This window comes from Geodermatophilus sp. CPCC 205506 (assembly GCF_051383635.1).
GTDB lineage: Bacteria > Actinomycetota > Actinomycetes > Mycobacteriales > Geodermatophilaceae > Geodermatophilus.
The window spans coordinates 1-11,722 of the sequence record NZ_JALPKP010000013.1; the positions used below are offsets into that span (position 1 = coordinate 1).

General features: G+C 72.4%; 9 protein-coding genes. 5 read left to right on the forward strand and 4 right to left on the reverse strand.

Annotated features, from left to right (window positions below):
• The first annotated feature begins 236 nt into the window (after positions 1–236).
• Both MY520_RS09395 and MY520_RS09400 read left to right on the forward strand, forming a co-directional pair.
• Positions 237–1,565 carry an MFS transporter gene (locus tag MY520_RS09395; RefSeq protein WP_436691820.1) on the forward strand — a complete coding sequence of 443 codons (1,329 nt, stop codon included), beginning with the start codon at positions 237–239 and terminating at the stop codon, positions 1,563–1,565.
• The gene (locus tag MY520_RS09400) at positions 1,562–2,611 is read left to right on the forward strand and encodes a YeiH family protein (protein WP_436691821.1); all 1,050 of its coding nucleotides are present in this window, start codon (positions 1,562–1,564) and stop codon (positions 2,609–2,611) included. The genes MY520_RS09395 and MY520_RS09400 overlap by 4 nt, the downstream gene beginning before the upstream one ends.
• Before the next feature lie 1,112 nt (positions 2,612–3,723).
• Here MY520_RS09400 and MY520_RS09405 read toward each other — a convergent pair.
• The 3 genes from MY520_RS09405 to MY520_RS09415 all read right to left on the reverse strand — a co-directional run bounded on the left by MY520_RS09405 (position 3,724) and on the right by MY520_RS09415 (position 5,088).
• A complete protein-coding gene (locus tag MY520_RS09405) occupies positions 3,724–4,185 on the reverse strand; it encodes a DUF6069 family protein (protein ID WP_436691822.1) in 462 nt (153 codons plus the stop codon).
• A gap of 341 nt (positions 4,186–4,526) precedes the next feature.
• On the reverse strand, positions 4,527–4,877 hold the full coding sequence (locus MY520_RS09410; protein WP_436691823.1) for a hypothetical protein: 351 nt from the start codon (positions 4,875–4,877) through the stop codon (positions 4,527–4,529).
• The gene (locus MY520_RS09415) at positions 4,840–5,088 is read right to left on the reverse strand and encodes a hypothetical protein (RefSeq protein WP_436691824.1); all 249 of its coding nucleotides are present in this window, start codon (positions 5,086–5,088) and stop codon (positions 4,840–4,842) included. Before MY520_RS09415 ends, MY520_RS09410 begins: the two co-directional genes overlap by 38 nt.
• Before the next feature lie 1,016 nt (positions 5,089–6,104).
• On the opposite strand from MY520_RS09415, the gene MY520_RS09420 reads away from it, so the two are divergent.
• The 3 genes from MY520_RS09420 (at position 6,105) to MY520_RS09430 (ending at position 9,879) form a co-directional block, all read left to right on the forward strand.
• A complete protein-coding gene (locus tag MY520_RS09420) occupies positions 6,105–6,299 on the forward strand; it encodes a transposase (RefSeq protein WP_436691825.1) in 195 nt (64 codons plus the stop codon).
• A gap of 354 nt (positions 6,300–6,653) precedes the next feature.
• Positions 6,654–8,630, forward strand: coding sequence for a DUF2510 domain-containing protein (locus MY520_RS09425; RefSeq protein ID WP_436691826.1), 1,977 nt, complete (start codon positions 6,654–6,656; stop codon positions 8,628–8,630).
• Positions 8,631–8,847: 217 nt separating this feature from the next.
• A complete protein-coding gene (locus MY520_RS09430; RefSeq protein ID WP_436691827.1) occupies positions 8,848–9,879 on the forward strand; it encodes a peptidoglycan recognition protein family protein in 1,032 nt (343 codons plus the stop codon).
• A 625-nt stretch (positions 9,880–10,504) separates the two neighbouring features.
• Here the strand turns inward: MY520_RS09430 and MY520_RS09435 are convergent.
• Positions 10,505–11,467, reverse strand: coding sequence for an aldo/keto reductase (locus tag MY520_RS09435; RefSeq protein WP_436691828.1), 963 nt, complete (start codon positions 11,465–11,467; stop codon positions 10,505–10,507).
• Positions 11,468–11,722 lie beyond the last annotated feature (255 nt).

The following is an 11,722-nucleotide window of genomic DNA, read 5'->3' on the forward strand; positions in this document are numbered from 1 at the left end:
AACCGCCGCCCCGGCCAGCGCGGCTTCCTGCACCACGCCTGACCGGCACCGCCTGACCGGCACTCCTGATGGGCGGCCACCCGACCGCCCGACGGGGGGTGCGGGCTCTCCTCTGATGAGCGCCCGCACCCCCCATGTCGATGACGAACACACGGTTCGACGTCGACCCTCTCGACCCGCCGCCCGTCCGGGCGGCACCTGGATCGCACATCGACTCGTCGAACTGGAGCTTCGTCATGGCAACCCTGATCACCGAGAGGGTGGACGACAGGGTCGTCGACCTGCCCTCGACCCATGCGGCCCCCCGGGCCCGGAAGTACTTCCCCTGGCTCGTCTTCGCCCTCACCTTCGCCCTGCTGTTGTCGGACTACATGTCCCGGCAGGTGCTGTCCGCCGTCTTCCCGTTCCTGAAGCTGGAATGGGCCCTGACCGACACCGAACTCGGCGGGTTGACCAGCGTCGTCGCGCTGACCGTCGGCGTGCTGGCGGTCCCCCTGTCCCTGCTCGGCGACCGATGGGGCCGGGTCCGCTCGATCGTCCTCATGGCCGTCATCTGGAGCCTCGCCACGGCCGGCTCCGCGATCGCGGCCAACTACGAGCAGCTGATGCTGGCCCGCGTCTTCATCGGCGTCGGTGAGGCCGCCTACGGCAGCGTCGGCCTGGCCGTCGTCCTGGCCGTCTTCCCGGTCTACCGCCGGGCCTCGCTCACCGGTGCCTTCATGGCCGGCGGCTCGTTCGGCTCGGTGCTCGGCGTCGCCCTCGGTGGTGCCCTCGCCGTCCAGTTCGGCTGGCGCTGGTCATTCGCCGCCATGGCCATCCTCGGCCTGGTCCTCGTCGTCGCCTACCGGGCGCTGATCAGCGACAAGAAGCTCGAGGCGCACCGCGTCGCCAGCCCCACCGACGGCCAGCCGGTGGCGGCCCCCGGCGGCCGGGCCAAGCTCCGCAGCCTGTTCAGCACCCCATCGGTCATCGCCGCCTACGTCGGTAGCGGTCTGCAGCTGTTCATCGCCGGCTCGTTGTTCGCCTGGCTGCCCAGCTACCTGGGTCGTGCCTACGGCCTGGCACCGGACAAGGCCGCCGGCGTCGCCGCGATCGCGATCCTCTTCATGGGCGTCGGCATGATCGTCTGCGGCGCGGTCACCGACCGGCTGAGCCGGACCGTGGCGATCCGCAAGTGGACGACGGCCATCGTCTACACGTCGGCCTCCCTGGTCTGCCTCGGCGTCGGCTTCTCGCTGAATCCGGGTGGCGCGCAGCTGCTGCTGTTGGCGGTCGGCGTCTTCTTCGCCGCCGGCACCTCCGGCCCGGCGGGTGCGATGGTCTCCAACCTGACCCACGAGTCGATCCGCGCCACGGCGCTGGGCACGCTCACGCTGGCGAACAACCTGCTCGGCCTGGCGGCCGGCCCGCTGGTCACCGGCATCCTGGCCGACAAGTTCGGCCTGGTCGGCGCCATGAAGATCGTTCCGATCGTGGCCGTCGGCGCGCTCATCGCCCTGCTGATCGGTCGCAAGTTCTATCTGCGCAGCCTCGCCAAGGTCAACGCTCATTCGGTCACCCGATGACCGCCGTTCTGCCCCGCGAGGACGTGCGTGAGAACGACATCGACGAGGCCGTCGCGACCCCCGTCGCGGCACCCCGCCGGAAGGTGTGGACCGGGCTGCTCGCCGCCGGTCTCGGGCTCGGCGGTGCCATGCTGGCCCACCAGTTCGTTCCCGCGATCGGCGTGCTCACCTGGGCGGTCGCGCTGGGCATGCTGGCGGGCAACACCCGGCTGCTGCCCGCCGGGGCGCGGCAGGCGCTGGGCAAGATCACCAAGCGACTGCTGCGGGTCGGGATCGTGCTGCTCGGCTTCTCGGTCTCCTTCGGCTCGATCGCCGCGCTCGGCCTCGGCACCATCGGCCTGGTCGCGGCTACCCTGGTGATCACGCTGGTGGTGACCACCTGGCTGGGCAACCGGGTCCGACTGGGCGCGGCACGCAGTCTGATCCTGGGCACCGGCTTCGCCATCTGCGGGGCCTCGGCGATCGCGGCGATGGAGGACACCGCCGGCGCCGACGAGGAGGACGTGACCGTCGGCATCGCGATGGTCACCCTGTTCGGCACGCTGGCGATGGTCCTGCTGCCGCTGCTGGCGGGCCCGCTGGGCCTGACCGACCAGCAGTTCGGCATCTGGGCCGGGGCCAGTATTCAGGAGGTCGGCCAGGTGGTCGCCGCGGCCGGCGCGGGCGGAGCGGGCGTCGTCGCCATCGCCGTGGTGGTCAAGCTGACCCGGGTGCTGATGCTGGCCCCGGTGGTCGCCACCGTCAGCGTCCGCAAGCGCTTGGCCGGCCAGAAGACCGAGGGCAAGCGGCCGCCGATCGTGCCGCTGTTCGTGCTCGGCTTCCTCGCCTGCGTCGCCTTCCGCAGCACCGGGATGGTCCCCGAGAGTGCGCTCGCCGCGATCTCCCAGGTGCAGGTCGCCGCCCTCGGCGCCGCACTGTTCGGCATGGGAGCGGCGGTGCAGATCAAGACGCTGTTCCGCCGCAGCGGCCCGGTGCTCATCGTGGCCACGTTGTCGACGCTGCTCGTCGCGGGTGTCTCGTTGGCGGGGGTCTTGCTGCTCGGGTGACAGAGGCAGACCGCTCCCTCGGCTCACACCAGACGCCGGACCCCGGACCTGATCACGGGTCGGGGGTTCGGCGTCTTCCGATGACATCGCCCACTGCCATCGTGCTCGAATGCTCGTCGCTGACGCGCACCCGATCAGGCGGCCACCGCGTGGTGCCACGACGGTGGCCAACGGTGCTGTGCACGGTCGTTCGCGGCGGATGGCTGACGTCGTCGGTCGCCGTTGACTGCTGAGACGACCTTCGGTGAACACGTGCGAACGCCCCGCAGCCGCCCTGGCAGTGTCGGATCGGGTCCGGGAGTCCCTCAGCTATCCGTGTTCGACGGGGGACTTGGGCACCGTGAAGTGGGAGCCGTCCCACCGCCAGTTCCCGAAGTGGGGGAGGGGCGCGGTGTGCGCGGCTTAGTGGACATGGTCGGAACGTAGCGCGCCGGCCGGACAGCCATGATCGTGGTGATCATCAGGTCGATGGCCACCCCGTGCTGAACGCGCGGTGAAGCCGGCGCGCGGAAGCTCCTGCCTCCACTGCGGCGTGGTGATCCGCGGCTACGAGACCGCGAGCCTTCACCCCGAGCCGGCGAACTGCTACCACCCCATCGCTCGGGGACCGCTCGACCGAGGAGTGCCCTGGTCGCGCGGGCCATACGTAGCCAGCGCCCCCGCCGGGACGGCGTGGTCGCTTCCGTGCTAGAGGTCACTGCCCGACCGGGCTGCCGGCAACAGGGGCTCTCCTCGGCGGTGGTGGGGACTCGCAGTGGGCCGACGGTGACGAGCTCGCCCCAGCGACAGGCGTCCTCGTCCTCGCCTACGCACTCGTGCCCCTGGTCGGGAGCGCGGCGGCGCTCCGCCGAACCGCGCCTGGAGGCCGCGCGGAAGCCCTCCGTCGACCAGGATCACGGCCACCGCGACGGCGAGCCCTCGCCGCATGCCGCGGCGCATCAGCGCACCGACGAGGGGGGTGGGCGACGGCGGTCGGACGAACGCCTGGGCGACGAGTCCCAGCAGCCGGCGGGCGGCGTGGATGCCCCACGGCGACGGTCGAGGCGGCAACGCCGAGTACGACGGTCAGCCAAAGCGGGAGGCCGCGGGCCCGCTCACCCCGTTGTCCACGGTCAGCGGTAGGACCGCGGGTCCGGTCGCCCGCCGGGCGGCGGTCGGCGGACGCTCGCCGTCCGTGCCAGCACCGACGACAGGAGACTCAGCACGCACAGGCCGATGATCAGGTCGACCAGGGCCGTCGCGAGCCGGCCGCCGAGGGACCCGTCCTCGGTCAACGGCAGGACGACGCCGACCACCGTGGCCAGCCCGACGATCCAGGAGAAGAAGGCGCGCGGGCGGGGTGTGGTCAGCACCAAGAGGTGCGCCAGTGCGGTGGCGACCAGCGCCAGGGCAGTGGCGGTGAGCGCGTACCGCACCGGGAACGAGTCGCCGATCGGCAGCAGCGGCGGCTCGACCATGCTCACGTCGAGCAGTCCCTCCGCGACGAGGACCCCGACCAGGGCGACGAGCGCGGCCACCACGGCGGTGGCGAGACCGCCCGCCCACAGCCGGCCCGCGTCGACCGCCGGCCGCACGGGCGAGGAAGTTTCGGGAGTCGGGTCCACACCTGGCCTCCGGAGTCGAGGGGCTCGTCGGACGGGGACGGTAGGGAGGCGTCCCGGCCGACGCCTCCCCTCCGGAGGGTGATCCGCGGATCGCGCCGGGCAGCGAGGGCCGGTCAGCCGTAGGTGTCGGCGGGGTGCGAGATCCGCACGATTCCGGACGAGCGCTTCGTCGGCGTGCGACACTCCGGCCGCGCCTCGAGCGGACCGGGCGTCCGCGGTTTCGCCGGCCTCCGGTCGGATCGGTGGCCTACCGGGCTGGGGAGGCCACCGGCTGCACGGCGGTGGGTGGCGCCGACCGTGTAGACGTCGGCCTACGGGGGGCTGGCGTCGGCAGAGGGGCGGCTGACCTGAAGCACGGCGGCCGAGTGCGGTTCGAGGTCGAGCGCGTCCTTGACGGACGTGCCCTCCCGGTCGCTGGCCGTGCCGTCGAGGACCACCCGCATGTCGAGGGCCGCCAGCCGGTCGGGCATGCGGAACTCGGTCGGCGTGGGGGCTCCGTTCAGCAGGAGCAGGTAGCTGTTGCCCGTGATGGGCAGGTCCACCTCGTCGAGCTCGCCGATCGCCTCACCGACCAACAGGACGCCGCTGCACTGCAGCGGCGTGCCCCAGTCGTCGAGCTGCATCTCACGACCCTCGGGGTTGACCCAGTAGATGTCCTTCACCGGTGCCACCGGAGAGGGGACGGCCCTGGAAGAACCCCCGGCGCCGGAACACCGGTTCGTCGGCGCGCAGCTCCAGCAGCCGGCGGGTGAACTCCACCAGCGCCCGGCGATCGTCCTCCTCGTGGAGCCAGCCCCAGTCCAGCCAGGTGAGCTCGTTGTCCTGGCAGTAGGCGTTGTAGCGCCACCAGCAGTGGCTGCCGGGACCCGGCACCGGAAGAGGTCTCTCCACGACGCGCGTGGGCCCCACCGAGCGGTACGGATCGATCAGCCGGCACATCGGTGCGGGTGTGGCTCCAGGCGCGGTAAGAGCGCGGTCCTCCTCGTGGGGTGACGCCGTGCGCGGAGATCCGGCGCAGGCTGACAGTCACGAGCAGGCGCGTCAGAGGCGGCCTCGTACTCACACAGAACAAGAAGGGGCGACCGATGAACGGCTGGCTCATGTGGGGACTGATCATTCCGTTGTTGCTGGTCGTCGCCGGGATCATCACCATCCGACGCCGCAACCACCGACCCTGACCTGCCGCCGCTCTTCGTGCCCCCGGTGGCTCACCGTCGAGAACGACGGCGGGCGTCCGTGGCGGAGCGCGTTGGAGGCCAGCTCCTCAAAGCAGGGCAGTAGCCGCTCCACCGCAGCCTGCTCCTACTGTCCAGGGTGCGCATGACGCTGGAGCTGCGGGTGGCGGCCATGTCGGCGGGCAGCGCCCAGCTGCCAGACAGGTCCACCTGGTGATCGCTCGCGTCCCGGCCGGCGCCGGAGGCGACCAACGCCCAGGGTGAACGCGTCGGCGGGTGCCCGCTCACCGGCGCTGCCCAGCAGCGCACCGAGGCCCGACCACGAGGACGGCCCACCGGTCAGGGTGGGGGAGGCCTGCAGCCCGGCGACGGGCGAGGCGGTCGCCCCGCCGCCGACGCCGGGGCGTGCTGCGGGGCGGGGAGAGGACTCGGTGCGCGGCGGCGGGCGGCCGGGTGGGGCAGGGGGAGCGAGGTTCGGCATGGGCCGTCGGTCAGCGGGCGCCCCGCTCTGAAACGCCTGGAGCAGCGCCCCTGCCCGCTGCCGCGGGAAATCAGACGCGTGCCGGCCAGAGCGGCCAGCGGATTGGTGCTGGCCACGATCGGCTCCGCCGCCGACGATTTCGGCCAGCGCGACGGCCGACCCGGTTGGGGGGACTGCTGCGCCCTTGGCTGACATCTGCTTTGTGGACCTGGTCCCGCAGGAAGGATGTCGCTGTGCCGAAGAAGTGCCCGCCGGAGTCCAAGCGTGACGTCCTGCGGGTCGCCCGCCGAGGCGACTCGAGCCAGGCCGAGGTCACCGCCGACTTTGGCATCTCCGTCGAGTCGGTGCGCCGCTGGGTCCGCCAGGCCGACATCGACGACGGCGTGGTGGACGGCCAGACCAGCAGCGACCAGTCGGCGACCGGATGATGTGCGGCCAGACCTCGAAGACCCTGGGCGGCGCGGCCATCCCCTCGATGCAGCCCCTCCCGCCGATCCAGTCGCCCGCCGACTCGCTCGACTCTCAGGAGAACCCGAACGGCTGTCGCGGGCCCGGCGCTCACCCCACCGCACGCCCGGGCCATCCGGGACAGCTGTGACGCCTGGGGCAGTTGGTCCCGTGGGCGTATCCCTGTGCCGTGTCCGAGCGATGACCGCAGTGAGATGGCCGCGCCGTCGACGCCCTCTGGCCCTTCCCGTGTGCCCGGCGGCGGCGAGACGCGGTCATCTCCCAACTGGCGCTCCCCCGCGCACACCGGCCGGGGGAGCCGATGCGGAGGTGCGATGCGTCAGTCGAGCCCGGACACCTTGCCCCGCCCTCGTGAATTGTCCGACCGCAGCGATCCGGCGGTGCTCTACGTCCGCTCGTACCTGCTCATCCGAACGGCGGTCGGGGCGATCGGCATCCTTCTGCCCCTCGTCCTGATCGCCGGGGAGAGCTGGGTCCGGGGCGGCGGTGTGCACATCGAGAGCTCGCTGAGTTCCTACTACCACACCTCGATGCAGGACGTGTTCGTCGGCGCTCTGTGCATCATCGCCGTCTTGCTGGCGACCTACCTCGCGGGGCGACCGTGGACGTGGGACTTCTGGTTGAGCCTGCTTGCGGGACTGGCTCTGCTCGGAGTGGTGTTTCTCCCGATCGGGCGGCCTGGCATCCCCGCCGGAGCCCCCCGGTGCGGCAGCACACCCGCGCTGTCCGGCTGCTCGCCGATGGAGCAGCTGCTCGGCGAGGTCCGGACGGAACAACTCCACCTGATCGCCGCGGGCGGGTGCTTCGTGCTGCTGGCCGCCCTGTCCTTCCTCTTCGCCCGGCGGGAGCGCGCCCAAGGCGGCAACCTCTCCGCGGCGTACGTCCACGGCCTCTGTGGTGGGGTGGTCCTGCTGTCGGTCGCCGCTGCGGGGCTCGGCCGGTACGGGGAGGTCGACCCCGGGCCGCTTCCCCTGCTGTTCGCGGCGGAGACCGCCGCCGTCTGGGCCTTCGCGGCGTCTTGGCTTCTCGCCGGCCGGGACCTGTGGCTACGGCTGCTGCGGCCGCGGCGCGGCGTCGCCCGCGCCGTTCCACGACCACGTGACGCGCAGCGTCGGCTGCTGGTGGATGGAACTCCCGTGGCGGCGCAGCCCGGTCCCGATTCGGCTCCGGACACGAACCGGGGTTCCGCCCCGCAGGCCGCCGGCTTCTATCCGGATCCCTTGTCACACGAGCAGTACCCACGGACCGAGCGGTGGTTCGACGGGAGCTCGTGGACCGCCGTCACATGCCCGGTCTTCGATCCGAGCCGGGGATCGGAACCGGCGCCGAGTCGCGGCGTCGGCCTTCCCCGACCCCGTGGCCGGTCGGCCCACCACGACGATCTCGGGGAGACCGTGAGTGCGGACCACGTGATCGACGGGGAGGGCGTCCAACTCCTGGCTCGATGCGGGAGGTGCAACGACCCCTCCTGCGCCGGCCACCCGGAGAGCACAGGACGGGGCGGGGCCACCCTTCCCTCGCCGGGCTCCCCGGACGTCACGGGTCATCCGGCCGGAGCAACGTCGTCGACCGAACAGCACGAGCGCGAGTGGACGGACGAGCGAGGGGCCGAGCTCGAGGTCGCGGACCTCACCAAGCTCCTGGCGGCGTCCTGCCCTGGCGGAGACGTCGTCCTCCCCAGGCTCGAACGCTGGCTCGACCTCATCGGGGTCGATACGGATTCGCGGTCCTCAGAGTTGTGGGGGGACGTGCCGGGGCAGCCGATGTGGTACGTCGGCGTGTACATGTGGTCGTGGTCCACCTCCACGCCCTGGGACGAGCGCGGTGAGAGCCTGTCGGCGAATCTGGCGACGTTCATCGACGCGAACGGCGTGCCGCTTGTTCCGGGACGACCCGGTGCCGAGTTCCGAGGCTCCTACCGGCCGTTGGCCGTAGCGCTGCGCAAGCGGATCGCGGAGCGCTCCGCTCGCGTGTCCGTCAGCCCCTCCCCGGTCGTCCACGAGCGCGCCCTGGAGCGGCACGCGGCGGCGAGTCACGCCCCGGTGGCGGCCGGGCGGCACGGCACCTCTGAGCCCACGATCCCTCCCTACGTGGAACGGGTACTCGCCCTCCGCCTCGACGTGCTGCGGCTCACCGCCGAACTCGATCAGGTCCGCGAAGCGCAACAGCGCCTGCAGTACCTGTACGACGGGACCGGGAGCAACGAGACGATCGCGGGTGACGCCTCGTCCATCGGTGGCCCGCGCGGCAGGGGAGGGCGCACCGACCCGGGCGGAGATGTGTCTGGCTGATCCCCTGCCGTGGGCCGGCGTGCAGGCCGACCGGTCGTCGCCCGGTGCTCTCAGGCGCCGCGCCCCACCATCGCAACCGCATCATCACCGACCGCTCAGACGATCCGCAGGACACGCCCCGGGCGGTCGGCTTCGGCCGTGGGCCTCGGGCGATGAAGCGTGCTGTTCCTCGCCGGTCGCGGCCGCGACCGGCCATGGCCGAGACCCTGGAGGACCCGTGGCCATCTACCCCGGAGCTGTCTTCAAGCCGACCGACTTCGGCGGGAGAACCCCCCGCACCGAGCAGGGTCGCGGCATCCTGCACGTCGCCGTCTCCGAGCGCCGGTCGCTGCCACCGTTCAACGGCAACACCTGGCACTTCTACGTCGCCAAGGACGGCTACTGCGAGCAGTACGTGGACACCGCCTTTCGGGCGTTCGCGGACGTCGAGGCCAACGACGACGCGATTGCCATCGAGACCCAGGGCGGCACCGGCTCGAGCGCTCAGGTCGAGAGCGAGCTGTGGACCCCGGCCCAGGAGGAGCGGCTCGCCGACATCATGCGCTGGGCCCGCGCCATCCACGGCGTGCCGCTGGAGCTGCTGCCCGACAGTCGACCCGGCCGGCGTGGCTGGGGCCCGCACCGGCTGGGGATCGAGCACTCCCGCGGCGTCGGCGCGGTGCCCGGGTGGCTGCAGCCGGGCGGTGAGCGCTGGTCCAGCGTGATCGGCAAGCTCTGCCCCGGCGCCGCGAAGGTCGGCCAGATCCCGGGCATCCTCGGCAAGGCGGCCGGAGGCGGAGTCCTCCCCCCTCCGTCCGCGCCACCGGTGCCGCCGCCGGTCGTGGTCCCGGGCGCTCCGCCGCGACGTGGTTGGGACCTGCCGCGCGGGCACTACTACGGCAACATCCGTGGCCCGGCTCGCAGCCACGGCGGCTACTACGTCCGCGAGCGGCCGTTCGTGCAGAACATCCAGCAGTGGCTGATCTGGCGGGGGTGCGTCGCCGAGGTGCCGTCTCGGGACTACAACCGCTCGGGCTGGGACGACGGGATCTGGCAGGCTGCGACCGACCGGGCGATGATCGAGTTCCACCGCCGCTTCTACCCGGGCCAGCCGTACCCGGCGCAGTGCTGGGCCGACGACTACGACCGCCTGGCCCGGGTGGAACCCGTGGCGTCGACCACCCAGCGGGGCCTGCGAGCACTGCTCAGTCGTCTGAGCGGCACACGACCGGGCCGTGTGGCGCAAGGGAACCAAACCGCTCGACTCTGAGCCGGTTCGCGGTGGCTGCGCTGCGCTGCTTCGCTCCGGTGCCGACGGCCCCGGGGGAAGCCGCGCGGCCGGCAGGGTGGGCACGGCCACAGCCGCTGTCCTCGTCGCGCGGCACCTCGGATACCCCCTGAGACGGCAACCACGGGAGGGCCAACGGGACGGGCAGAAGCGCGTGGAGCGGTAGAGCAACCGGAAGAGCAACCGGAAGAGCAACGCGCTCCGAACGGCGGCGAACCGAGAGCGACGACGGCGCACGCCGCCCGCTTCTGATGTGGCCGGATGGCACCCGGGCGGACGGCGGTGGACCCCTCGGACGTGACTGGGGGTCACGGGGTCGCAGGTTCAGATCCTGTCAGCCCGACAGCTGATCCGCAGGTCAGAGGCGGGTCGGCCGAACAGGCCGCTCGCGCGGGCCCGGTCCAGCAGCCGGGCCACCTGGATCGGCTGAGCCCGACTCCTCGGAGATGTCGACCTTGGACGCGTCCTCGAGGTGACAGCGGCGCGCGACTGCCGCCTCGGCCAGAGGCAATGACCCCGTCGGAGGCGCCGCCGAGGCGGCCACAGCACCGGGCCACGGCTCGGACGTCGCAGGCGGGCCGGCGACCAGGGCACGGGGAACCACGACTCATCGCCACGGTAGGCGGCTGCGACCGTCCCAGTACTCGCGGGGGTCCTGCTGCATGCCCAGCGTCAGCCCGAGGTCCTGCGCGTCGAGGATGTCGCGCACGGTGAGGGCCTGATGGTTCGCGGTCAGTTGCGCCACGGTCACTGCGCCGCTGAGGACGACGTCGCACCATGGCTGCGCCAGTGCGGCCGCCAGGGCCAGCGCGTCGACGGTGACACCGTGCGTGCGGGCCTCGTGGGCCAGTCCACCGTTGGCGGCGGCCGCCCGATCGGTCAGCCGGCCGTTGGCCAGCGCCTCCTTGACCACCACCCGCCAGCCGGCCGCATGTGCCTCTGCGAGCGCTGGTGCCACCGAGGACTCGCACAGGTTCCACGTGCTCTGCACGCTGCTGAACAGCGGCTGACCGTCGACGACGACGTCGAGCGCGCGGCGGACGGCCGCGGCCTGCGCAGGGCCGGACGTGGACAACCCGATCTCCACCCCGTCGGTCCGGATGCGCGCCAGCCCGTGCAGGACGGCGCGGTCCTGCCACAGCGGGCTGTCCAGGGTGAGCGAGTGCACCTGGTACAGCCGCAGATGGGCCCCGAGCAGCGTTCGGGACTCCTCGAACTGCCGTTCCAGCATGGCGAGACCGTGGTCCTTGACCTCGTGCTGCGGTGCGTCGATACGCCAGTCGGCGGTGTAGCGGTATCCCCACTTGCTCGCCACGAAGGGCGGTGGCGTGACCCGGCCGGGCAACCACGACCCGAGGAACTCCTCGGCCCGGCCGTAGGAGCGGGCGGCGTCCAGGTAGTCGACACCGAGGTCGGCCGCGGCATCCAGCAGCTCGTGCGCCCGGCGCCGGAGGCCCTCGGGGGAGCGGTCGGCTGGCAGGTCGGCGTCCCGGCCGGCGGTGATGTACGCCGGGCGGCCGACGGCGGCGAGCCCGAGCCCGAGGCGCGCGCGGTCACCCGTCCGGTGCATCCCGTCCCCCTACTCCCGGCCCGCCTGCCCGGGCGAGGTTAGGAGGGCCTCGGCCCTCGTGTCGAGCGGGGCTCGGTCGACCGGCGCCGGTGGGACGACCAGTTGTACGAGGTCCCCGACGAGGCCGTGCAGGGTGTGCGGGCGATCGAAACCGGCTATACCCGGGGTCGGTGACCCGGTGTCGGCATCCTCGCCGACCACTGACGCGTGGTGCCGCTCCCCGCAGCCGCCGGCGCGGGGACCGGCACCGCTCCC